20 protein-coding genes are annotated in these 25,201 nt (G+C 40.8%); 15 read left to right on the top strand and 5 right to left on the bottom strand.

The genetic code is table 11. The features are described from left to right. Positions 1-23: 23 nt before the first annotated feature. Positions 24-2,123 carry a TonB-dependent siderophore receptor gene (locus tag KIP84_RS18055; protein WP_213689026.1) on the bottom strand — a complete coding sequence of 700 codons (2,100 nt, stop codon included), beginning with the start codon at positions 2,121-2,123 and terminating at the stop codon, positions 24-26. A 75-nt stretch (positions 2,124-2,198) separates the two neighbouring features. On the opposite strand from KIP84_RS18055, the gene KIP84_RS18050 reads away from it, so the two are divergent. Further along, the gene (locus KIP84_RS18050; protein WP_213689025.1) at positions 2,199-3,344 is read left to right on the top strand and encodes a heparan-alpha-glucosaminide N-acetyltransferase domain-containing protein; all 1,146 of its coding nucleotides are present in this window, start codon (positions 2,199-2,201) and stop codon (positions 3,342-3,344) included. 41 nt (positions 3,345-3,385) lie between these two features. On the opposite strand, the gene KIP84_RS18045 is transcribed toward KIP84_RS18050, so the two are convergent. After that, positions 3,386-3,853: an Lrp/AsnC ligand binding domain-containing protein gene (locus tag KIP84_RS18045; RefSeq protein WP_002118087.1), complete on the bottom strand. Its 468-nt coding sequence runs from the start codon at positions 3,851-3,853 to the stop codon at positions 3,386-3,388. Between the two features lie 136 nt (positions 3,854-3,989). Between KIP84_RS18045 and KIP84_RS18040 the strand changes: the two genes are divergently transcribed. From KIP84_RS18040 to KIP84_RS18020, 5 genes are all read left to right on the top strand, one after another. Continuing rightward, positions 3,990-5,255: a D-amino acid dehydrogenase gene (locus KIP84_RS18040; RefSeq protein WP_049064659.1), complete on the top strand. Its 1,266-nt coding sequence runs from the start codon at positions 3,990-3,992 to the stop codon at positions 5,253-5,255. Positions 5,256-5,275: 20 nt separating this feature from the next. Beyond that, positions 5,276-6,379 carry an alanine racemase gene (alr, locus tag KIP84_RS18035; protein WP_213689024.1) on the top strand — a complete coding sequence of 368 codons (1,104 nt, stop codon included), beginning with the start codon at positions 5,276-5,278 and terminating at the stop codon, positions 6,377-6,379. Between the two features lie 10 nt (positions 6,380-6,389). Next, positions 6,390-6,749, top strand: a complete 360-nt coding sequence (locus tag KIP84_RS18030) for a RidA family protein (RefSeq protein WP_000071347.1) — start codon at positions 6,390-6,392, stop codon at positions 6,747-6,749. A gap of 161 nt (positions 6,750-6,910) precedes the next feature. Continuing rightward, positions 6,911-8,350 carry an amino acid permease gene (locus tag KIP84_RS18025; RefSeq protein ID WP_002118023.1) on the top strand — a complete coding sequence of 480 codons (1,440 nt, stop codon included), beginning with the start codon at positions 6,911-6,913 and terminating at the stop codon, positions 8,348-8,350. Between the two features lie 370 nt (positions 8,351-8,720). Further along, complete coding sequence (locus KIP84_RS18020; protein ID WP_213689023.1) at positions 8,721-10,151, top strand: amino acid permease; 1,431 nt, start codon at positions 8,721-8,723, stop codon at positions 10,149-10,151. 61 nt (positions 10,152-10,212) lie between these two features. On the opposite strand, the gene KIP84_RS18015 is transcribed toward KIP84_RS18020, so the two are convergent. Next, entirely contained in the window at positions 10,213-11,094 is an 882-nt protein-coding gene (locus KIP84_RS18015; RefSeq protein ID WP_213689022.1) for a LysR family transcriptional regulator, read from the bottom strand. Positions 11,095-11,260: 166 nt separating this feature from the next. Here KIP84_RS18015 and KIP84_RS18010 point away from each other — a divergent pair, with 166 nt between their 5' ends. The 7 genes from KIP84_RS18010 to KIP84_RS17980 all read left to right on the top strand — a co-directional run bounded on the left by KIP84_RS18010 (position 11,261) and on the right by KIP84_RS17980 (position 19,852). Beyond that, complete coding sequence (locus tag KIP84_RS18010; protein WP_213689021.1) at positions 11,261-12,778, top strand: CoA-acylating methylmalonate-semialdehyde dehydrogenase; 1,518 nt, start codon at positions 11,261-11,263, stop codon at positions 12,776-12,778. Positions 12,779-12,789: 11 nt separating this feature from the next. After that, complete coding sequence (gene mmsB, locus KIP84_RS18005) at positions 12,790-13,680, top strand: 3-hydroxyisobutyrate dehydrogenase (protein ID WP_068530438.1); 891 nt, start codon at positions 12,790-12,792, stop codon at positions 13,678-13,680. Between the two features lie 77 nt (positions 13,681-13,757). After that, positions 13,758-15,407, top strand: a complete 1,650-nt coding sequence (locus KIP84_RS18000) for an AMP-binding protein (protein WP_213689020.1) — start codon at positions 13,758-13,760, stop codon at positions 15,405-15,407. A gap of 11 nt (positions 15,408-15,418) precedes the next feature. After that, positions 15,419-16,546, top strand: coding sequence for an acyl-CoA dehydrogenase family protein (locus KIP84_RS17995; protein WP_005804783.1), 1,128 nt, complete (start codon positions 15,419-15,421; stop codon positions 16,544-16,546). Between the two features lie 21 nt (positions 16,547-16,567). Further along, entirely contained in the window at positions 16,568-17,341 is a 774-nt protein-coding gene (locus KIP84_RS17990; RefSeq protein WP_005309095.1) for an enoyl-CoA hydratase, read from the top strand. A 12-nt stretch (positions 17,342-17,353) separates the two neighbouring features. Further along, on the top strand, positions 17,354-18,379 hold the full coding sequence (locus KIP84_RS17985) for an enoyl-CoA hydratase/isomerase family protein (protein WP_032012778.1): 1,026 nt from the start codon (positions 17,354-17,356) through the stop codon (positions 18,377-18,379). A 120-nt stretch (positions 18,380-18,499) separates the two neighbouring features. Continuing rightward, positions 18,500-19,852 (top strand): MFS transporter, encoded by a 1,353-nt coding sequence (locus KIP84_RS17980; protein WP_032005649.1) that lies wholly within the window; start codon positions 18,500-18,502, stop codon positions 19,850-19,852. An 89-nt stretch (positions 19,853-19,941) separates the two neighbouring features. Here KIP84_RS17980 and abaI read toward each other — a convergent pair whose 3' ends face one another. Both abaI and KIP84_RS17970 read right to left on the bottom strand, forming a co-directional pair. Next, positions 19,942-20,508 carry an acyl-homoserine-lactone synthase AbaI gene (gene abaI, locus KIP84_RS17975; protein ID WP_213689019.1) on the bottom strand — a complete coding sequence of 189 codons (567 nt, stop codon included), beginning with the start codon at positions 20,506-20,508 and terminating at the stop codon, positions 19,942-19,944. Between the two features lie 63 nt (positions 20,509-20,571). Continuing rightward, positions 20,572-20,988: a DUF4902 domain-containing protein gene (locus KIP84_RS17970; RefSeq protein ID WP_206224428.1), complete on the bottom strand. Its 417-nt coding sequence runs from the start codon at positions 20,986-20,988 to the stop codon at positions 20,572-20,574. 784 nt (positions 20,989-21,772) lie between these two features. On the opposite strand from KIP84_RS17970, the gene abaR reads away from it, so the two are divergent. Together abaR and KIP84_RS17960 are read left to right on the top strand one after the other, a co-directional pair. After that, complete coding sequence (gene abaR / locus KIP84_RS17965; RefSeq protein WP_213689018.1) at positions 21,773-22,489, top strand: LuxR family transcriptional regulator AbaR; 717 nt, start codon at positions 21,773-21,775, stop codon at positions 22,487-22,489. 822 nt (positions 22,490-23,311) lie between these two features. Continuing rightward, the gene (locus KIP84_RS17960; RefSeq protein ID WP_213689017.1) at positions 23,312-25,201 is read left to right on the top strand and encodes a fatty acyl-AMP ligase; all 1,890 of its coding nucleotides are present in this window, start codon (positions 23,312-23,314) and stop codon (positions 25,199-25,201) included.

Here is a 25,201-nt window from a genome sequence, read left to right as displayed (position 1 = left end):
CGGGCTTTTTATTTATGTATGAATTAAAACTTCCACTGTGCCAAAATTGAGGCGTTCAGAGGTTCACCTGGTTGAACCCATAAATCGTTATAGCTTGAGACATAGTAGGTTTTATCAAACAGGTTATTTACATTGAGCTGATAGCGTAAGCGGTCAGATGGAGCATAGTAGCCATTTAAATTGACCAGCGTATAGTTTGGTAAATTAAATCCATTATCAAGATTATGTCCGCTGCGCTCGCCTACATAAGTAAGGTTAGCGCCTACACCTGCTTTTCTTGTGCCGTCTTGTAGAAACTCATAATTGGTGTTTACGGAGCCTTGGTGTTTTGGAACATTGCTCAGACGAGCGCCTTTTGCCAAGTCTTGGTCTTTTTCAATTTGAGCATCGGTATAACTATAGTTGGCATTGACGAACCAGCGGTCATTGATTTGGCTATTTAAGTCAAACTCAACCCCTTTACTACTCACTTCACCTGCTGCGGTTTGAAAGTCTTTGTCGATTGGGTCTGTCGTTAGCACGTTCTGTTTTTTCATTTTAAACAGAGCGAGACTCAGCACACTTTGGTCGTTTATTTTATATTTGGTGCCGACTTCATAGCTTTCGCCTTTTTCAGGAGCGAAGGTTTGTCCATTTCGGTTCATACCGCTGTTCATGGCAAATGAGCGACCATAGTTTGTATAAAACGCCCATTGCTCAGACGCTTTAAAATTTACTCCGAAACGTGGACTATTCTGGTGAAGTGTCTGGTTGTCTTCGGTCTGTTTTATATGATTTTTAAAGTCTTGTTCGACCTGATCAAAACGATTACCGAGTAACACGCTCCACTGGTCATTGAAAAAGATCTGATCTTGTATATTCAGTGCAAAATAGCGTTGGCGCTCTTTAGTGTTGGTAAATGGAGCTAAGCTAGGTAAATATTTACCATATTCAGGTTGGTAAATATCAATAGTATTCACTGTAGTGGGAGAGTTTGAATCATGGTTCCGACGCAGTTGATATTGTTGATAGTCGAGTTGACCAAGCTCGGTTGAAAGTAAAATTTCATGGCGAGCCCAAGAAGTATCAAACTTACCTAGTAACTCTGTCTGAGCTAGAACATCTTCACTTGTATAATCACGATAGCGACGTTGGCGCTCTAAAGTACGACCATCGGCTTGCATACGCCGTGGTTCGGTTGCAAAGCCGACCATTTTGGCGTCTTTATAGCTGACTGCACTATTTAGCTTCCAGTCAGGGTTAAACTCGTGACTCAGACGTAATTGGTAAAAGTAATCTTTTATTTTCAAATCGCCGTCGTCAGGTTCACCTGTAAATGTTTTCGGGTCCATCACAAATTGGTGATTGACTGTGCTGACCCCACGGTCAAAGGTTCCTTTATGCTCAGTAAATTCACTGTCAAAGTCGAGTTGCGTTTGGTCTGAAATTTTCCATGTAAGCTGTGGTGAAAAGAACCAGCGTTCACTGCTGACATGATCACGGAAGCTTTGATTATCTTCGTGAGCCACTGCTACACGATAGGCCAGTTCATCATTTATAGGCGCGGTATGCTCCAGACTAATTCGATATTGTTCTTGAGTATTGGCACGTAGGTTAACTTCACTTTCGCTTTCCCACTGAGGCTTTTTACTGTTGAGGTTCAGCAAACCACCTGTTTCGCCGCGACCATATAAAGCCGCCATTGGTCCTTTTAAAAACTCTAAAGATTCAATATTCACTACATCTTTTGGAGCGCTAATTCCTCGGTTAACACTCAAGCCGTTACGGATCATAGCCGCACCTAAATTGGGATCGGTACTAAAACCGCGGAAAGAGTAATTATCCCAAAAGCCACCACCGAAACTGTTTTGATGAAAAACCCCGCTCACTAAGCTTAATGCATCATCAATCCGTTGAACGTCTTGTTGTTCCATCATTTGTTTAGAAAGATAAGCACGGTTAAAAGGGACATCTAAAACATCGTGAGTAAATTTAGTTGCCGAGCTATTTTGGCTCACATCTTCTCGGGTACTTTCAGCCTGAACACGTATGGTCTCAAGTACCGTTGACGTTTCCTCTCCCCAAGTGAGTGTCGATATAAATGATAGACCTAACGAAGACAGCAATCCTAATTTGTGTCGCATAAATAATCAGCCATAAAAAGACAAAAGGTATTAAATGTAATAGTATAACGTTACATTATTTTGTTGATTACCGCTATGTCTATAGAAAAAAATATTGAACGTTTACAGTCGATTGATGCTTTACGAGGTCTGGTCATCATCATTATGTTGCTCGACCATGTAAGAGAAACTTTCTATTTACATAAACAGGTTACCGACCCAATGGACGTAACAGTAACAGAACCGGCTTTATTTGGCAGTCGTTTATTGGCCCATATTTGTGCTCCAGTTTTTGTACTTTTAACGGGTATTTCTGCTTTTTTATTTCAATCAAAAAAACAAGACTTACAACAAACGCGTGCCTTTCTATTAAAACGCGGCTTATTTTTGATTGTGTTAGAGCTCACGCTAGTGAACTTTGCATGGACAGCGACTTTTCCACCCGAAGTCATTTACTTACAAGTGATCTGGGCGATTGGTATTAGCATGGTGGTGCTAGCGTGCTGTGTGAGTTTACCGTTACCAGTCATTGCTGGTGCAGCGTTGGTTATTATTTTTGGGCACAACCTGCTAGATTCAGTGCACTTCTCACAAGGCGTCTTACAAAATATATGGTTTGTTTTACATGACCGTGGTTGGATTGAGATTGCAGGCATCAAGCTTCGCACAAGCTATCCTGTTTTACCTTGGATTGGCGTGATTTTATTGGGCTATGCGTTAGGTCAGTTCTTTAGTTCAAAATATTCAGCAAATCAAAGAAGCCGTGCTTTACTCAGCCTTGGTTTAGTAAGTATTGGATTGTTTGTTTTACTGCGTTTTATCAACGTCTATGGCGACCAGCCGTGGCAACATTTTGAGTCATTACAACTGAGTCTCATGAGCTTTTTTAACCTCACTAAGTATCCGCCGTCTTTATTATTTATTTTGCTGAATGTTGGAATTGGCTTGCTTGCGCTCGTTGCTTTTGAGCGTATGCAGCAATATTCATTTCTAAAACCCTTGGTGGTGTTTGGCTCGGTGCCTATGTTCTTTTACTTACTGCATTTATATGTGTTGAAACTCATGTATGTGTTTGCACTCAGTGTGTGGGGAGCTAACTACGGAAACTATTTGTCGGTCAATCATGTGTGGATGCTATGGTTAATCACGATTGTGTTGTCTTTTGCGCTCTATCCAGCAGTTAAGTGGTTCTCGAAGTTCAAACATCAAAATAAACATATTTCGATTTTAAAATATTTCTAATTTCCAAAAGGTGAGTAAAGCGATTTCAATTAATGCTCGCTTTACTTGCTTACATCTAGATATAGAGTTTCTTTGACTTCTTCCATAACCACATAACTGTGTGACGATGCCGAAGCAGGGAGTTTCTTTAGCAGATCTCCTAATAAGCGACGATATGCACTCATTTCTTTTAAACGCGCTTTTACGAGGTAATCAAATTCGCCTGAAATAAGGTGACATTCAAGCACTTCAGGAATCTCAACGAGGTCTCTGGCTACCTGATCAAACACATCGCCTGATTTGGCAGATAACTTAATTTCTAAAAAGACAAGCAGGTTACGGTCCACAAAGGCTGGGTTTAGGCGAGCGTAATAACCCATGATAATGCCATCGCGTTCTAGGCGTTTTACACGCTCTGAACAAGGGGTGGTCGACAGGTTAACTCTCGATGCCAATTCACTAATCGCAATTCGTCCTTCGTGCTGCAAAATGTCCAGAATCATGCGATCTATACGATCTAAGGGGCGCATAGATATTTCCTCTTTTTTTTAAATTCTCGCGAGAAAAACATAAATTTACCTAGATTATAGCCTGAAAAACAGTGAAATAAACTATTGAAGCAGAAATATACTAGTTAAATAAACTGGTGTGCGTGAGGGAATGGAAATGCGCGTAATTGTTTTAGGTAGCGGCGTTATTGGAGTGGCAAGTGCCTATTATCTAGCTCAACAAGGAGCTGAGGTTACTGTTCTCGATCGCCAGTCAGGTCCTGCCGAAGAAACAAGTTTTGGTAATGCAGGTCAAATTTCGCCTGGGTATTCGACTCCTTGGGCAGCACCAGGAATTCCTTTTAAAGCTGTGAAATGGATGTTTCAACATCATGCACCGCTTGCGATTAATTTAGATGGCAGCATGTGGCAGTTACAGTGGATGGCCCAAATGCTAAAAAATTGTAATCCACAAAGTTATGCTGTGAACAAAGAACGTATGATGCGCGTGGCTGAATACAGCCGTGACTGCTTACGTGAACTTAGAAAAGATACAGGCATTAACTACGAAAACCGTGCAAAAGGCACGTTGCAGTTATTCCGTAAAGAAGCACAAATGGAAGCGGTTCAACGTGACATTAGCGTGCTACAAGAATGCGGCGTAAGCTACGAATTATTAAATGGCAATGAACTTGGTCGTGTAGAGCCTGCTTTGGCAAATGCACAAGATAAACTCGTGGGTGGTTTACACTTACCAAATGATGAAACAGGCGACTGCTATTTATTTACCAATGCTTTAGCTCAAATTGCTAAAGAGTTGGGCGTTAATTTCCAGTTTAACCAGAACGTAGAAAAATTGATTGTCGAAGGCGATCAAATTAAAGGCGTACAGGTAAATGGCAAGGTTTTAACCGCAGATCGTTATGTTCTAGCCTTTGGTAGCTATTCACGTGATTTCTTGAAACCACTTGATCTACAGTTGCCTGTATATCCTGTGAAAGGTTATTCGTTGACGATTCCAATTGTTGACCCTGCTTTTGCTCCGCAATCTACAGTGCTTGATGAAACCTACAAAATTGCGATTACTCGTTTTGACCAACGTATTCGCGTAGGTGGAATGGCAGAGTTAAGCGGTTTTAATTTAGGCCTGAATGAAGACCGCCGTGCAACATTGCAAATGGTGACTCAGGACTTGTTCCCGGGCGGCGATATGGCACAGGCCTCTTTCTGGACTGGTTTACGTCCAATGACACCAGACAGTACACCGATTATTGGCGCAACTCGCTTTAAAAATCTGTTCTTGAATACAGGTCACGGTACTCTAGGCTGGACCATGGCGTGTGGTTCAGGAAAACTAATCAGTGACATCGTATTGAATCATAAGACTGATATCAGTACAGATGGTCTTTCAATTCAGCGTTATTCACACGCGCATGCTGCATAACGGACGTTAGGGAAGTAATCATGCCTCGTCCTATTACCGCAGTCATCCACCGTCAAGCCTTACAAAATAACTTGGCGGTGGTACGCAAGGTTATGCCAAACAGTAAGGTCTTTGCCGTTGTAAAAGCCAATGCTTATGGACACGGAATTGAACGCGTTTATGAAGCATTTAAAGCCGCAGATGGCTTTGCCTTACTTGATCTTGGTGAAGCAAAACGCATTCGTGCTTTAGGTTGGACAGGTCCAATTTTATTGCTCGAAGGAATTTTCTCTCCTCAAGATTTATTTGATTGTGTGCAATATCAACTCAGTTTCACCATTCATAGTGAAGCGCAAATCGAGTGGGTAGAAAAGCATCCTTATCCTGCTCAATTTGATGTTTGCCTAAAAATGAACAGTGGTATGAACCGTCTTGGTTTTAAACCACAACACTATGTTCAGGCTTGGGAACGTTTAAATAACTTGGCAAATGTGTCCAAGATTACCCACATGATGCATTTTTCAGATGCAGATGGCGAGCGTTTTGGCCAGCAAGGTATTGATTATCAAATCAATGCATTTGAAGAAATTGTTAAGGATTTACCGGGTGAAAGATCGGTAAGCAATAGTGCGGCAATTCTGCGTTATCAAGACCAGCTCAAATCAGATTATGCCCGTAGCGGCATCATGCTGTATGGCAGCTCGCCAGACTACCCGACGCATAGTATTGCAGACTGGGGCTTACAACCGACCATGAGCTTACGCAGTGAAATTATTTCCGTTCAGCATTTAGAGCCGAATGAAAGTGTAGGGTATGGTTCAAACTTTGTCGCAGAGCAGCCCATGACGATTGGAATTGTCGCTTGTGGCTATGCTGATGGTTATCAACGTATTTCACCAACAGGTACGCCTGTTTTAGTGGACTCAGTCCGCACTCGCACAATTGGCCGCGTCAGCATGGATATGTTGGCAGTCGATTTAACAGGTATTGAAAGTGCCAAAGTCGGCAGTGAAGTCGTGCTTTGGGGCCAATCAAGTACAGGCGTCGTTTTACCTATTGATGATGTCGCAGTTTCATCCGGTACGGTGGGCTATGAACTGATGTGTGCTGTCACCGCCCGTGTTCAATTTATTAATCAGGTATAAGGAAATCCGAATGTCTAATTCAGATATACAAAAGATTAACACTAACGAAGTCATGAGCGCCGTGACTGTTTTTAACAAAGTAGTTTATCTGTCAGGTCAGGTACCTAAAAATACCGAGCAAGACGTGGCAGGCCAAACTCGTGAAATTCTTGCAACGATTGATGAACTTTTGGCATTAGCCAATACCGACAAATCTCGCTTGCTCTCTGCACAGCTCTATTTGAAAAATCTTTCTGACTTTTCAACCGTAAATGCAATTTGGGTTGACTGGTTAAAAGGGTGTGTTGCTCCATCGCGTGCCACAATTCAGGCCGATTTGGTCAATCCAGATTGGTTAATTGAAATTGCCGTGACGGCAGCACAAAAGTAATTCGTTTTTACTCCAAAAATGATGATGTATCTAACAGAAGGAAGATAGATACGGTTTAACCAGTCATTTTTGGTGAACAGATTCAGTGACCTATGACATACGGTTCGATTTTCGCCATAGGTTGCTGATCTTAACAAAGGAATTCAAAAAGGAATTTTAATATGACAACGGCTCGTCATTCAGATACGGAAAATTCTCCTGATCATCTGCAACGAAAACTGTCTAACCGTCATTTACAACTGATTGCTATTGGCGGTGCAATTGGAACCGGCCTATTTATGGGTTCGGGCAAAACTATCTCCCTCGCAGGTCCTTCAATCCTTTTGATCTATATGATTATTGGAGGAATGTTCTTTTTCTTAATGCGTGCAATGGGTGAGTTGCTCCTTGCAAATCTGCATTACAAATCTTTTGTTGATATGGCTCATGACCTGATTGGTCCTTGGGCAGGTTATTATTTGGGCTGGACTTATTGGTTAGGTTGGGTGCTGGTGGGTATTGCGGACCTTTCAGCGGTCATTAACTATTTAGGTTTCTGGCTACCCGATGGTGCAAGCTTCTCACCAATACAGCAAGCCATGATTAGTGCAGGTTGTGTGTTGTTTGTGATGGGCCTTAACCTACTGACAGTACGCCTATTTGGTGAAATCGAATTCTGGTTTGCCCTTATTAAGATTCTGGCGATTATTGGCCTGATCGGAGTGGGTGGCTATATGATTTTCAGCCATTTCCAAGCTCCACAAGGCGCTGTTGCAAGCATTAGTAATGTTTGGTCGCATGGCGGTTTATTCCCGAAAGGTACAGAAGGCTTCTTGGCAGGATTCCAGATTGCTGTATTTGCTTTTGTCGGGGTGGAACTCGTAGGTACAACAGCTGCTGAAACCAAAGACCCGCAGAAGAACTTACCGAAAGCGATTAATGCGATTCCGGTACGTATTATTTTGTTCTATGTATTGGCACTGTTTATTGTGATGTCGGTAACACCGTGGGATCACATTCGTGCAGACAAAAGTCCGTTTGTTGAGTTGTTCTTAAATGCGGGTATTCCGGTTTCAGCCATCATCATGAACTTAGTTGTACTTTCTTCGGTGATGTCTTCAATGAACAGCGGCGTGTTTTCAACTAGCCGTATGTTGTTTGGTTTATCAAAAGACGGTCAGGCACCTGGTGCATTTGGTCGTTTATCAAAACGCGCAGTTCCTTCAAATGGTTTGATTTTCTCTTGTACCTTTATCATGGGCGGAGCGGTGCTTCAGTACTTTGTTCCAAACACGATGGAAGCATTTACTTTGGCAAGTTCACTTTGTGTGATTCTATTCATTAGTGTCTGGAGTCTCATCATGGTGTGCTATTTACGCTACCGTAAATTACGTCCTGAATTACATGAAAAATCAACATTCAAAATGCCAGGTGGCGTTTGGATGAGTTATGTTGTTTTGGCATTCATGCTTTTCACTTTAGTTATTTTGGCATTAGAGCCAGATACATTGAAAGCTTTATACGTCAGTCCAGTATGGCTGGTCATTTTAGGTGTTACCTATCATGTGCTCTATAAACCACGTATGAAAAAACTAGGACGTGAACTCGTCAACGATCATTAAGTTTTATTAAAAAGCCAATCAATCATGATTGGCTTTTTTTATTTTTATTAGATTTTTTATCGGAATAATATTGTTTATTTTTGGATCAATAGAGCAGTTTGGAGGGTATTGGAAAAGTACATATAGCAGGATCACATGCTACACTTCGGCTAATCTGGAAACCCAGATTGATTAATTAAAATTGCCGTGAAGGCAGTACATAAATAATGTGACTTAAAAAAATCAGGACAAACGATTTATCAATTAAGGAAAAAATATACTTGAACATCTTGTCCTGAGGTATAGACTCAGCAACCCACGATATACGGTTCGTTTTTCTCCCTATAGGTTGCTGATTTAAGTTAAGCAAAATATAAAAAGGACTTCTAATATGACAATGGTTCATCATTCTGATGAGGCAAGCTCCCCTGATCATTTACAACGGAAATTAAATAATCGCCATCTACAAATGATTGCAATTGGCGGTGCAATTGGAACCGGCTTATTTATGGGCTCGGGCAAAACCATCTCCCTCGCAGGTCCTTCAATCCTCGTTATCTATATGATAATTGGTGGCATGTTCTTTTTTCTGATGCGTGCATTGGGTGAACTACTGCTTGCCAACTTACATTACAAATCATTTGTCGATATGGCTTATGATTTGATTGGACCATGGGCTGGCTACTATATCGGCTGGACCTATTGGTTAGGCTGGGTACTGGTCGGTATTGCTGATTTGTCTGCGGTCATTAACTATTTAAGTTTCTGGCTACCCGAAGGCGCCAGTTTCTCACCAATACAGCAAGCCATGATTAGTTCAGGCTGTGTACTATTCATTTTAGGGCTTAACCTTCTTACCGTTAAGCTATTTGGTGAAGTTGAATTCTGGTTCGCACTCATTAAGATTTTGGCCATTATTGGCCTGATTGGAGTAGGTGGCTACATGATTCTCACTCATTTCCAAGCTCCTCACGGTGATGTGGTGAGCATCAGTAATGTCTGGTCTCATGGTGGTATCTTTCCAAAAGGTGTAAGCGGATTTTTGGCAGGTTTCCAGATTGCTGTGTTTGCCTTCATTGGTGTTGAACTGATTGGTACAACAGCTGCTGAAACGAAAGATCCACAAACCAATCTGCCAAAAGCAATTAATGCTATTCCGTTACGTATTATCCTTTTCTATGTGTTGGCACTCTTTGTGGTGATGTCAGTGACACCTTGGAATCATATTCGTGCAGATAAGAGCCCGTTTGTTGAGTTGTTCTTAAATGCAGGTATTCCGATTTCAGCAATCATCATGAATTTGGTTGTACTGTCTTCGGTGATGTCTTCAATGAACAGCGGTGTGTTTTCAACCAGTCGTATGCTGTTCGGTTTATCAAAAGACGGTCAAGCGCCGAGCGCATTGGGTCGTTTATCAAAACGTGCAGTGCCATCAAACGGCTTAATCTTCTCATGTATTTTCATTATGGGTGGAGCGGTGCTTCAGTACTTTGTTCCAAACACGATGGAAGCATTTACCCTGGCAAGTTCACTCTGTGTAATTTTATTCATTAGCGTGTGGATTTTAATCATGGCGTGCTATTTACGTTATCGTAAAACTCGTCCTGAACTTCATGCCGCATCAACATTTAAAATGCCGGGTGGCGTGCTGATGGCGTATGTCGTTATTGCATTCTTCTTGTTTACTTTGGTGATTTTGGCACTCGAGCCAGATACATTAAAAGCGGTATACGTGAGTCCACTATGGTTGGTGGTTTTAAGCGTAACTTATTTTGTGTTCTATAAGCCACGCATCAAAAAATTAGACCAAGAACTCGTTTAATGAACTATAAATGATTTTAAAAAAGCCAATCGATCATGATTGGCTTTTTTATTTAGGTTCTTTAATCAACCAACAAATGCTGATATTTATCGGCTTGTTTACGCAAATAGTCCCAAACCAATTTAATGCGTGGTTCATGTTGTAAATCAACAAAGGTCAGCATCCAAAACGTATGGGTAAAGCGAACTTGTTGCTCTAACACTTCTTCAAGTTCCGGTTTATCATCTGCCAAAAACTTGGGCAAAATCGCAAGTCCTGCGCCAGCACTCACCGCAATTTGTTGGGCCAAAATACTGCTGCTACGGAAGTTAGCATTCAGCTTTAAAGGTAAACGTTCTAGACAATACAATTCAGGGCTATACACCAGATCATCAATATAGTTCACAAAGCGATGTTGGGTTAAATCTTCTAAGGCACGGATAGGCGGGTTTTGAGTCAGATAGTTTTTGCTACCATAAATTTTTAAACAATAATCTGATAATCGCGTAATGATGTAAGGGCCAGACGTAGGACGATCAATTGATACCACAATATCTGCCTCACGGTGTGAAAGCTTAATCATTTTTGGCACTGGAATTAAGTCGATGGTGAGTAGTGGGTATTGAATCGAGAACTCAGCCAGTAAGCGAGCTAAAAAAGCAGTACCAAAACCTTCAGGTGTGCCAATTCGCACACGACCTTGCAAAGGTTGATGTGGTTTTTCAATTTGTAAGAAAGCTTGTTCCATTTGCTCAACTCGAGGAACAAGTGCCATCCCTTCGAGTGTCAGCTCATAACCCGTCGCTTCACGCTTAAACAGCGTTGTACCCAAAGCAAGTTCTAGGGCCTGAATCCGTCTAGCCACCGTACTGTGCTCGACACCAATAACCCGCGCAGCATTGGTCAAAGTTTTAGTCCGAGCTAAAACCAGAAAAAAATGTAGATGATCCCAATCCACTTTCATTTTTGTTGTCATCCTTGTGCATATTTGCACAACAATCGTGCATGAATTTCCGTTGGTGGTCAAAGTTTTCTTTGCTAGTCTCAATTGAAACTGGAATAAAGAAAATACGATCAAAAGGTATTTTCTAATAATTGAACACAATAAAAATATGGCCTACGGAGAGGTTATGAACACAATCCAAAAAATCGAATTGGAAACCGCTAAATTACTCATTAACGGAAATTTTATCGAATCTGAAACACAGGAATGGCAAGACATTATTAACCCTGCGACTCAGGAAGTGATTGGTCGTGTACCATTTGCAACGGTTAAAGAAGTTGACGCTGCTATTCAAGCTGCACAAGATGCTTTTGCTTCTTGGCGTCAGACTCCAATTCAGGCACGTATGCGTATCATGCTTAAGTTACAAGACTTAATCCGTGCCAACATGAAGGAAATTGCACAAGTACTAACGGCTGAACAAGGCAAAACCTTGGCAGATGCTGAAGGTGATATTCAACGTGGTTTAGAAGTGGTTGAACATGCCTGTTCGGTCGGCACTTTGCAAATGGGTGAATATGTTGAAGGTGTAGCGCGTGGTGTAGACACTTATACCTTGCAGCAACCTTTGGGTGTATGTGCGGGTATTACGCCGTTTAATTTCCCAGCCATGATTCCACTTTGGATGTTCCCAATGGCAATCGTGTGCGGCAATACATTTGTTTTAAAACCATCAGAACAAGATCCATTATCAACCATGATGCTAGTTGAACTTGCTATTCAAGCAGGTATTCCAGCAGGTGTGCTTAACGTTGTGCATGGTGGCAAAGAAGTGGTTGACCGTTTGTGTACCCATAAAGACATTAAAGCGATTTCATTTGTAGGTTCAACAGCAGTTGGAACACATGTTTATAACCTTGCAGGGCAACATGGTAAACGTGTGCAGTCGATGATGGGTGCAAAAAACCATGTTGTGGTCATGCCTGATGCCAATAAAGAACAAACTTTAAATGCTTTGGTGGGTGCAGCATTTGGTGCAGCAGGACAACGTTGTATGGCATTGTCGGTTGCAGTCATGGTCGGTGACAGCAAACAGTGGATTCAAGAGCTAGTCGAAAAAGCGAAAACCTTAAAAGTAAACGCAGGCCATGAGCCAAATACTGATATTGGGCCAGTGATTTCAAAACGTGCTAAAGCGCGAGTACTCGACTTAATTAATAGCGGTGTTGAGCAAGGTGCAGAGTTACTACTCGATGGTCGCGATGTTCAAGTTCAAGGCTATGAATTGGGCAACTTCGTGGGTGCAACGATTTTTAGTGGCGTAAATACCGACATGCGTATTTATAAAGAAGAAATCTTTGGCCCTGTTCTTTCAATTATTTGTGTAGACACACTTGATGAAGCGATTACGCTTATCAACGCCAACCCATTTGGTAACGGTGTAGGTCTATTTACACAAAGCGGTGCGATTGCACGTACTTTCCAAAACTTAATTGATATTGGTCAAGTTGGTATCAATATTCCAATTCCTGTGCCAGTGCCTTTCTTTAGTTTTACCGGTTCAAGAGGTTCGAAACTGGGTGATTTGGGGCCATACGGCAAACAAGCTGTGCAGTTCTATACTCAAACCAAAACCATTACCAGTCGCTGGTTTGAAGATAGCCATGAAGTTGGCGGTGTAAATACAACTATTAGTTTACGTTAAGGGGATCACGGATGAATATCGCCTTTATCGGTCTAGGCAATATGGGCGGCAAAATGGCCCATAACCTACTTAAAGCCGGACTCAATGTTTATGGATATGACCTCAGTGAAGTTGCGATTCAGCACTTCGCCGAGGCAGGTGGGGTGGTGTGTGATAGCCCACAGGATGCAGCTAAACAAGCAGATGTGGTCATTACCATGTTGCCTGCGGCAAAGCATGTTAAGGAAGTTTACTTGGGTGAAAATGGTGTCTTGGAAGTGCTAAAAGCAGGTAGCTTATGCATTGATAGTAGCACCATTGACCCGCAAACTATTAAAGATATTGCCATTGTTGCACATAGCAAAAATATTAAAATCTGTGATGCACCCGTCTCTGGTGGAACCATTGGTGCTCAAGCAGGAACCTTAACCTTTATGGTGGGTGCCGATGATCAAACCTTTAATGAAGTAAAACCTGTACTTAGCCACATGGGTAAAAATATAGTTCATTGTGGTGATGTCGGCGCAGGTCAAATTGCCAAAATCTGCAATAACCTGATTTTAGGTATTTCAATGGCTGCTGTTGCCGAAGGTATGGCACTCGGTGTAAAGCTGGGCATCGACCCACAAGCATTGGCAGGCGTCATTAACACCTCAAGCGGTCGTTGCTGGAGCTCGGATGTGTGTAACCCATGGCCGCATATTAATGAAAATGCCCCAGCATCTCGAGGTTACCAAGACGGCTTTGCAACTCAGCTGATGCTAAAAGATTTGGGTCTTGCAGTAGAAGCGGCAGGCCAAGTCAAACAGCCAGTCGTATTAGGTGGCATGGTGCAACAGCTATATCAGCAAATGTGCATGCGTGGTAATGCCAATCTCGACTTTTCGAGCATTATTCAGCAATACCTGCCACAAGAGGCATAACGGTAAAGCCAAAGGATGGCTTTAAACACATTAAACCCTGTCGTGAATAACAACAAATCCGGACTGAGGGAAAAGATATGATGGATTATCAAAATGCTGCACAGACTTTCGATTTGGAAAGCACTGCAAAACAGATGTTATCAGGTTCACTTGATAGCTTAAATGCTTGTTATGAATGCTGTGATCGACACGCAGATGGCGACAAAATTGCGCTGTATTGGCAAGGAAAAGATGGACGAAAAGAGCAATATACCTTCCGTGAATTAAAAGAGTGGTCGAGTCAGTTTGCCAACTTTCTAAAATCACAAGGTGTAAAAGCAGGCGACCGTATTTCAGGTCTATTACCAAGAACACCTGAATTGATCGTGACTATTTTTGCAGCTTGGCGAATTGGTGTAGTCTATCAACCCCTATTTACTGCATTTGGTCCAAAAGCGATTGAGCACCGTATTCAGCTTGCACAAAGTAAGCTGGTGGTGACCGATATGGGCAACCGTAGCAAGCTTGATGAAATTGAAAATTGCCCTGCAATTGTGACTGTCGCCGATGCACAAGTTACTCCGCTTAAAGCAGGTGATTTTAACTTTTGGAATGAAGTGAAACAGCAGTCTGATCAATGTGATTTGGTTATGCGTAGCATCCAAGATCCTTTCTTATTGATGTTTACTTCAGGCACTACAGGGCCAGCTAAACCATTGGAAGTGCCATTAAAAGCACTAATTGCCTTTGGTCGATATATGCAAGATGCCATTGGTTTAACCGAAGAAGATTCGTTTTGGAATATTGCCGATCCGGGTTGGGCGTATGGTCTGTACTACGCGATTACTGGGCCGTTATTCTTGGGTCACGCTACTTTGTTTTATGAAGGTGGTTTCAGCACAGATAGCTTATGCCAAATTGTGAAAGATTATAAAGTTAACAACTTGGCAGGCGCACCAACTGCTTACCGCATGATGATGGCGGCTGATCCAGCACAAATGGCACCGTTAAAAGGGCAGTTCCGTGTGGTGAGCAGCGCAGGTGAACCACTGAATCCAGAAGTAATACGTTGGTTTAAACAAGTGCTTGATGCTCCGATTTATGACCATTACGGACAAACTGAAGTGGGCATGGTGGTGTGTAATCATCATGGTTTAAAACATGAAATTCATGCTGGTTCAGCAGGTTTCCCAAGTCCGGGCTATCGCGTTGCTATTGTCAATGAACAAGGTGAAGAACTTCCGCCAGATACACCGGGAATTTTAGCAGTCGACATTAGCCAGTCTCCAATGATGTGGTTCGGCGGCTATAAAGAAAGTCGCAAATCGCCCTTCATTGGTCATTACTACTTAACGGGCGACACTGCCGAGTTGCATGCCGATGGCAGCATGAGCTTTGTTGGGCGTAGTGATGATGTAATCACTACATCGGGTTATCGGATTGGGCCTTTCGATGTAGAAAGCGCACTACTCGAACACGATGCTGTGATTGAAGCAGCAGTGATTGGTGTGCCTGATCCGGACCGTACTGAAGTGGTTAAGGCATTCGTAATTTTAGCTGCGGATGCTCAACCTTCCGATACGCTTGCTGAGCAACTCAGCCAATTTGTTAAAAGACGACTTTCTGCACATGCGTACCCACGTTTAGTTGAATTTGTGAGTGAATTACCTAAAACTCCAAGTGGCAAAATTCAGCGCTTTTTATTGCGTAATCAAGAAATTGCTAAACAACAAGCTAAAGCAGGGTAAAGGAAATAATAATGCAATTTACCGAAGAACAATTACTCATTCGTGATATGGCGAAAAGTTTCGCCCAAGAACAAATTAAGCCTAATGCCAGTGATTGGGACCGAGATGGAACTTTCCCAAAAGAAACGCTGACTCAAATGGGGCAACTCGGTTTTATGGGTATGCTTGTTTCAGAGCAATGGGGCGGTTCAGACACGGGTAACTTAGCCTATGTACTGGCACTTGAAGAAGTTGCGGCAGCAGATGGCGCAACCTCAACCATCATGAGCGTACATAACTCGGTTGGCTGTGTGCCTATTTTAAAATTTGGTACTGACGAGCAAAAAGAGCGCTTTTTAAAACCTTTGGCGCAAGGTGAAATGATTGGCGCTTTTGCTTTAACCGAACCACATACTGGATCAGATGCGGGAGCCATTAAAACCCGAGCAGTGAAAGATGGTGACGATTACATCTTAAATGGTGCCAAGCAGTTTATTACCTCGGGTAATAATGCCGGTGTCATTATTGTGTTTGCCGTGACCGATCCGAGCGCAGGTAAAAAGGGCATTAGTGCCTTTTTAGTCCCACGCGAAACACCGGGCTATGAAGTGATTCGTGTTGAAGAAAAACTAGGTCTGCATGCTTCAGATACCTGCCAGATTGCGCTGACAGATGTACGTATCCATAAAAGCTTAATGCTGGGGAAAGAAGGCGAAGGTCTGAAAATTGCTCTCGCCAATTTAGAAGGTGGACGTATTGGTATTGCTGCACAAGCAGTCGGTCTAGCACGTGCGGCACTCGAAGAAGCAACTCGCTATGCCAAAGAGCGTATTACTTTTGGAAAACCAATTTTTGAGCATCAAACCATCGCGTTTCGCCTTGCTAGCATGGCAACTGAAATTGAAGCAGCGAGACAACTGGTTCACTACGCTGCGCGTTTAAAAGAAGCAGGTCAACCGTGTCTCAACGAAGCTTCAATGGCCAAGTTATTCGCTTCAGAAATGACTGAACGCGTGTGTTCGAGCGCACTACAAGTGTTTGGTGGCTATGGCTACCTGAGAGACTTTCCAATTGAACGTATCTATCGTGATGCCCGTATTTGCCAAATTTACGAAGGTACGAGTGATATCCAGCGTTTAGTCATCGCACGTAGTCTATAAAATCAGAACAAGGAATAAGTAATGCAGTGGCAAAGTATTTTATTAGAAAAGCGTAATGGGGTTGGACTGATTACATTAAATCGCCCTCAAGCGCTCAATGCCTTAAACAGTGAATTAATTAGTGAAATTAATCAGGCATTAGATCAGCTCGAAAAAGATCGTGAAATTGGCTGCATCGTATTGGCAGGCTCAGAAAAAGCTTTTGCCGCAGGAGCTGACATTAAAGAAATGGCTGATTTGGCATTTCCTGATATTTATTTTGATGACTTTTTTCATCTTGCAGACCGTATCGCACAGCGCCGTAAACCTCTAATTGCAGCGGTGAGTGGCTATGCGTTAGGTGGTGGCTGTGAATTGGCGCTTATGTGTGACTTTATTTATTGTGCTGACAACGCCAAGTTTGGCTTACCCGAAGTCACCTTAGGGGTAATTCCGGGTATTGGTGGCACACAACGCTTAACCCATGCCATTGGTAAAGCCAAAGCAATGGAAATGTGTTTTACCGCTCGTCAAATGGGCGCTGTAGAAGCAGAACAAAGTGGTTTAGTTGCACGTGTGTTTAGCAAAGAAGAATTACTTGAACAAACCTTGCAAGCAGCTGAAAAAATTGCGGCACGATCTTTAACAGCAAACATGATGCTTAAAGAAACTATTAACCGAGCTTTTGAAGTAAACCTTACTGAAGGCTTACGCTTTGAAAGACGTATGTTCCATTCAATTTTTGCAACATTTGACCAAAAAGAAGGAATGCAGGCGTTCGTTGAAAAACGAAAACCAAATTTTAAAAATCAATAAGAGATCAATAAAATGAATACAGAAAATCACTTAATGATTGAGCAACAAGGTAAGTTGGGCATGATTACCTTAGACCGAGTGACTCATCTCAACGCATTGTCGCTAGATATGATTAAAAGTATTGGTGCCCAATTGGAACTGTGGCGAAATGATGCTGCTGTTCAGGCAGTGTTAATTAAGTCAAATAGCCCAAAAGCCTTCTGTGCAGGTGGAGATATTCGCTATCTCTATGACAGTTATAAAAATGGCACGGCCGATTACAAAGGCTACTTTAGTGCCGAATATAAAATGCTAAATATACTACGTGAATATGAAAAGCCAATCATTGTTGTGCTTGATGGCTATGTATTAGGTGGCGGTTTTGGCTTGGCTCAGGCTTGCCACATTGTGGTGAGCAGTGAAAAGTCCAGATTTGCCATGCCTGAAACAGCGATTGGCTTTTTCCCAGATGTTGGTGCAACTCATTTCCTATCTCGTCTTGATGATATTGGTGTTTATATGGCAATTACGGGTGAGCAGATCAGCAGTAGCGATGCGCTTTACCTCGATTTAATTGACTATCATGTGCCAAGCGAGCAGTTACAAGCGTTGCAAGATGCTCTCGTTGAAGCGCCAAGTTTAAGCAAAGAGGGAATTGAACGCATCATTACCCGATTTATTACTCGCCCTGCCGAAAGCGAATTAAAACAATTGGCAGAAGGTATTCGTAAACACTTCGGATATCAGCATTTAGATGAAATCGAGCAAAGTCTTGAAAATGAACAAGATGAAAGCTTAAAGACTTGGGCAAGTAAGATGCTTAGTATTTTGCAACAGCGCTCATTTATTGCCAAACAAACCAGTTTGAAACTGCAACATTTAGGCCGTGGGCTTTCTTTACCACAGTGTATGCAGCTTGAACGTGATTTACAGGATATTTGGTTTGAGCATGGTGACTTTATTGAAGGTGTCCGCGCTCTCATTGTCGATAAAGACAAACAACCACAGTGGCAAGAACGTAATTCGAAATTTGAACCAATTTTAGAAAAATTGAGCTAAACCGAATTATAAAAACATAAAAAGCTTAAGGAGATAAAGCGAGACCTGAAAATGCTTATGGTCAGGGCTGGTCATAAGCATAAAAAAGATAAAACAAGAAAATCTAAAAAGGATATTACGATGCAATCAATACATGGAAACGGTTCAAATACTAAAAAGTCGTCACATCGATTAGCAGGTATCTCTAGCATGGTCGGCACCACCATTGAATGGTATGACTTTTTTATTTACGGTGCGGCAGCAGCGCTCATTTTTAATAAGCTATTTTTCCCAAATCTAGATGCACTTACCGGCGTGCTTGCTGCATTTGCAACTTATGCCGTTGGGTTTATTGGAAGACCATTAGGCGGCTTAGTCTTTGGTCATTTTGGTGACAAGATTGGCCGTAAATCGATGTTGCTACTGACCTTGATGCTCATGGGGATCCCAACCGTACTGATTGGCTTATTACCGACTTATGAATCAATTGGATATTGGGCTGCGATTGGTTTGGTTGTCTTACGATTTATTCAAGGTATGGCAATGGGCGGTGAATGGGGCGGTGCTGTACTGATGGCCGTTGAACATGCACCTGAAGGCGGTAAAGGATTTTGGGGAAGCTTGCCTCAAGCCAGTACAGGTGGTGGCTTAATGCTAGCCTCAATCGCGTTGGGTCTGGTGTCGCTATTACCTGAAGAAGCACTGTTTAGCTGGGGTTGGCGTTTACCATTTCTTGCCAGTATTATTTTACTGGCAGTGGGTTGGTATATTCGAGTAAAAGTGCCTGAGTCACCAGATTTCGAAAAAGTAAAACAGCAGTCTGAAGAAGTTAAAGTTCCTGCTCTACAGGTTTTTAAAAACCATCCAAAGCAACTCATCACTATTATTTTGGCTCGCGCTGCCGAAAATGCATGGTTCTATATTGCTTCAACATTTACATTGGCTTATACCACTGCACAACTTGGAATTCCACGCCAAGACATTTTATTTGCCACCATTTGCGGCGCAGCCGTGATTTTATTTATGACGCCGTTATGTGGACATTTGTCAGATAAAGTCGGCCAACGCAATATGTTTATGTTTGGCCTATGCATACTGGCGCTTTACTGCTATCCATTTTTTACCATGCTCAATACAAAAGATCCGGTATTAGTGTGGACAGCAATTGTTTTAGCAATTGGCGTTGTGTTCCCAATTATGTACGCACCACAAGCTCAGCTTTTTGCCCGTCAATTTCCGGCAGAAATTCGTTATAGTGGAATTTCAATTTCGGTACAGTTGGCTGGTGTATTAGGTGGTGGTTTGGCACCGATGATTGCTACTAAATTATTGAGTGTCGGGCAGGGTAATCCATATCTAATTATGCTTTATATTGGAAGTATGGCCGTAGTCGCAATTATATCGACGTCATTTATGCCGCGCGATTGGAGTGCTAAAACGGATGAAACTTATTATAAAAAGTCGAATTTAAATTTAAAAACCAAAATTGATTAATAGGTATTAATGTTTCTTAGTCGTATTGCTACCTAACTATATAAAAATTGGGACTCATGCCAAAAATAGTATGAGTCCCAAATAAGAAATTAAACATCAATCAAGCATGCAAACATCGCATATCCATCAATAACCATGGGTGGGCCTGCACGATGAGCACGAAAACCCGCAGCACGTAATAACCGTTCTACCCCCAGAGGAGAGGTGGTAATGAGTTGTTTTGCACCTTGTTCTCTTGCAAAGTTGATAGATTCTTGCAGAATTGCAATAGAGACGGGCGATGACACAGCTTGACTAGCTGAAGATGGCGGATTCGAGAAATCTACGGCTGAGAATCTTGATAACTCCCAAATTTCTGGTGAGCAAGGAATAGGCATTCCATTAAGTAATTGAGGAAATATCTCAACAAGTAAATAAGGTTGAGTAGTCGGTAGTAATCTGGCACAACCAATAATATTAGATTCTCTATCTTGAGCGACGACATAGGCGGTATCGACTTTGTCAAACTGATCTAGTTCTTCATTATTAGGACAGTTCAACTCCCAACCTAAATATTCAACAAATACCCTATAGCGGTAATTTTTAAATTTAGTATATAGGCCTTCTGAAAAATTATTTTGAAATCCAGCAATAACATTCATTACAAGTGCTTCCACTTATTTTTCAAGTGACTTTACTTAACAGGTGGGGAAGCGGTAACTGTAAGAATTTACAGGTTTCTAAGAGAAATATGGGGTTAATTTAGCCTTTGTCTGAGTTGTATTGATGTGGGCATAAATGAACTGTTCCCAGAACAAAGTATCGATTTTCTTTTCAATTAGTGTTTCAGTAACTTCAAATCCAATATCTGTACCAGATACATCAACAAGCATAATATTGCTTCGAGGCAGTCCAATTCTTTTTATACTCGTGATGCCATTGTACTCAATAAATTCCCAATCCCATCCCGTACTTAAAGCTGGGGTCAGTGATGTTGCCCATTCAGTAAAACCATAATAGAGAATTTGAGAATCTTCAATTTGTGTTGACTCAACAATAGATATGAGGTGTTGGAGTGGATAGTTCATAAGCTGGTTTTCATTCAGTCGAATAAAACCATCTGCTGATATTGAGAAATGAGGGGGGATGGTGACCATGCTACCTGTTCAAGTGACTTGAATTGGGGTTCAATGGATAAATAACATAAATTATTGCCAATAAAATACTGTTATGTTTAACAGGTTAAATGTAATTGTATGGCATACACCGTTAAGCTGTTCTTACTAGAGAGTTATTCAGCCTTTAAGGCTTACTTATGAAAAAACGAGAATTTTGTAGTTTTAATATGCAAACTGCCTTTTAAAAAAATGCTAAGTAGATTGGTGTTGTGATAGATTTTTTAGTGTGCATCAATTCTCATTGTTAAAATAATAATCCTAAGCAAGGTGAGTTGTAATGTAATTGCTTGATTTATTAAATTATTAAAGGTGTATTTAGTTTCTTTACATAATAATTAGTAAAATTATACCGGCTAGATAGTTGATAGAAAATATTGTTTAATTAAATTAATGAAAACTGAATATCAATAATAATTAATAGGTCTCCTTGATCTTTTTTAAAATACTTATTTTTTGGAATAAAATGCATCCTGTAAAATTTAATTTTTCAAGCATAATCCGCACATGGAATATAACAACCTTAGAGGCTCTCATAAATTTAGTTTGGCTGAATAATTTACGACCATATCTGGCTTAAAAGAGTTGTTAATTAGATGATGAATTCAAAATCTGAAATTGAGAAATCAGATAAAGAAAATTAGGTATTTAAAAGCTTTATTGAAATAAAGGTAAACGAATAGATCTACGCTTCAATTGGATTGTTTGAATTCACAATATGCAACTGAACAAAAAATGATTTGTGAATGGAGTCTAATGAGAGTAAATGGAAAATTGGCAAGAGGATTTATTATCAGAATTTCTGATCGTAAAAAATGAATACCAGCTGTTTGAGATCGTTAAATCTACAGCTTCAAAACTTGGATTTGATTATTGTGCTTATGGTATGCAGTCGCCATTATCTATTGCTGAACCAAAAACGATTATGTTGAATAATTATCCAGAAGCATGGCAAAAGCGTTATGTGGAACAGCATTATGTGAAGATAGATCCAACAGTGCAGCATTGTATGGTATCACTTCAACCTCTTGTCTGGTCGAGCCAATCTGCAAAGACACAAGAAGAAAAAGATTTCTGGGAGGAGGCGCGCTCTTATGGCCTTAATGTCGGTTGGGCTCAGTCAAGCCGCGACTTTATTGGAACCAGAGGGATGTTAACACTCGCAAGATCCAATGACCAATTGTCGGAAAAAGAGCAAAAGGCACAATATACAAATATGTATTGGTTGTCTCAAACCGTGCATTCTAGCATTGCTAAAGTTGTAAATGAGGTGGAATTCGCTCAGTTTAATCTTTATTTAACGAACCGAGAAAAAGAGGCACTGCGTTGGACTGCTGAGGGTAAAACGTCAGCAGAAATTGCCCAGATTCTCGGAGTAACTGAAAGAACAGTAAATTTCCATCTCTGTAACTCAATGCAAAAGTTAAACGTAAATAATAAAATATCAGCAGCTATCAGGGCTGTAATGCTAGGCCTTTTGTAAAACCAAGTTTATAATATGAAATTGAATAAATATATTTTGTTTGTATTTTAAACCAAACGTTAAAAATAATATTTATTTTAATAAATATAAATAATTTAATTTTCATTTAAGCTATCTAAAGCTATTTATAGTTTAATTAAATTTAAATTGTTGTTTTATTTTGATTTAGAATACAATATTTATTGTGATTAAAATATATATTATTACTGCTGCCTTTAATTTTTTAATATTTTTACACAATCTTAAAGTGAAGTTGATAGATTTAAGAAATTAACTTTATAACTCTTGGATGATACCTAATTTTGATTCTTTAATTGTTAGTTAAATATGATTAACTCAATTCTTTCCTTTGAATGTAAAGGGGTGGTGGAGTGAATATGGTTCTGAATTAGATTAAATTTAATCATAGAAATTATAAATGTTATCTCAAGTAAGAACCTAAATTTAAGGACCTATAAAAGAAAAATTCGAACTAAGTACGTGTTTTATAGATTAGAAAATCTTCAAAAATTTTGCTTAAGAGTCTCTGGATCGAGACTATCAGGATGAGTTTTTAAATTTAATTAATTATAAAAATTTGTAGTCTATAACTGAATAAAAAATAATTATAAAAGTAATTTAAATTCTTAATTTTAAATAAAAGCTACCTAACCTGTAAATACTTACAGGTGTAATAAAAAACACTCACACATAAAATATAATGTGAATTTATATTTTAAACAAAAAAGTATATTCATTTTTATTAAACCCTCAGCTAGAAGTTGAATTTCTGAAATAGCAGGTTTTTTTTTAAGGGTTAATTATAATTAATCGGAGTAAGTTATGGCTGTAATGTGTACGGATAATATCATTGCAACTTTGGAATCCCACGCGAAATTAAATGGAGCTAAGACCGCTTTCGAGTATTTAGGACGTCAATCTGGTGGTATTCAATCTCTGACGTATGCGGAACTCAATAAGCGAGTTCAACACCAAGCTCAGATACTACTAAATCTTGTAGACAGTGGCGATCGTGCAGTATTGCTATTTGAACCTGGCCTAGACTTTATCGTATCGTTCTTTGCCTGTCTGAAAGCCAAAATTATCGCAGTACCAGTCAGCTTACCGTTTAATCGTAATGGTTTTTCTAATATTTTGAATATTATGAATGACTGTGAGCCAAAGATCGTACTCACAACAAAAAAGATTCTTGAGCTATCAGGTCTGATTACATTAAAGGCTCAAAATGAAAGTCTAATATTGCATGCCGTTGATACTGAATTACAGCGTGATTTGGTAGAAAAGGATTTTCCGCTTATTGCAGAACAAGATATCTGCTTCCTGCAATATACTTCGGGATCAACAGGTTGGCCTAAAGGAGTGATCGTTACCCATAAGAATATTATGGCAAATGAAGTCATGATTGCCGAAGCATTTTGTACGCAACCTGATGATATTGGTCTGACATGGCTTCCTGTTTATCACGATATGGGATTAATTGGCTCAGTTTTACAGACCGTTTATGTGGGGCTAACTTGTTATGTTATGTCACCATTAGACTTCATCCGTAAACCACTAAAATGGCTACAATTCATTAGTGAGAAAGGTGTCACGATCAGTGGTGGACCAAACTTTGCCTATGAATTGTGTTTGCATCGTATCTCTGATGAGGATGCTGCAGCGCTTGATCTGAGTCGCGTTCGTGTAATGTTTAACGGTGCCGAGCCAATCAAAGCTCACGTTATGCAGCGCTTCATGGAGAAGTTTAATACTCAATCGAAATTGAAACTGGATACTTTCTTACCATGCTATGGCTTGGCAGAGGTCACGCTTTTAGTCAGTGGTGTAACCGGTCCTCTCAATGCAATTTCACTTGATCGTGACAAATTAAATGCCCACTTGGTACAAAGCAGTCAAGACCAGAATGCTGTGCAAGTGGTGAGCTGTGGCAAGATATCTGCGCACATAGATTGCCGCATCGTCAATCCGCATACCCGTCAAGAAGTAGCTGATCATGAAGTCGGTGAAATCTGGTTGGCGGGTGAGAGTGTGACAGCAGGTTACTGGCAGAAGCCAGAGTTCAATCAGGAAACTTTTGCGGCGACTATCATTGATGACGCGGGTCAGCCTAGCCAAATACATTATTTAAGAACGGGCGATATGGGCTTTATCAAAGATGGAAACCTTTATGTGACTGGTCGTCTTAAGGATGTGATTATCATTCGTGGCAAGAACTATTATCCACAAGATATCGAGTGCTCTGTTGAAATGGCGCATCCTGCTGTTCGTAAAGGTTGTGTTGCAGCAGTGAATGTTGCTGATTCTGACGGTGTTACGGTTGTACTTGAAATCAAGAAGAAGTCACTAGATAAGACTCTCAATTTTGAAGCCATTAGAACTCAGGTTAAGGAACAAGTGACAGCTGAGATTGGCTTGCCTGTAGAAGGTGTCTTTTTACTGCATCAAGGCCGAATAAATAAGACCACGAGCGGCAAAATTAGAAGAAGAAAAATTAAAGAGCAGATCGAACGCGGTCAATTGGTCTGTTTAACCCATCCAAACCGTAGAACGGTGATTGCTCGAAACTATGTCAAGAACGGTTTAGAAGTCATCCGTGATCGTGAGCAGCGGGGGCAGCTGATTCGTTATAGCTCCAATCTACTCAACTCAATGATCAAGGAACGTGAAGTGCGCAAGCTGATTTTTAATCGTCTGAAAAGTGCTTTGTTTTAA

Origin of the sequence: Acinetobacter sp. BHS4 (assembly GCF_018454425.1) — a bacterium.
Lineage (GTDB): Bacteria > Pseudomonadota > Gammaproteobacteria > Pseudomonadales > Moraxellaceae > Acinetobacter > Acinetobacter pittii.
This window is presented reverse-complemented; position numbering and strand designations above follow the sequence as displayed.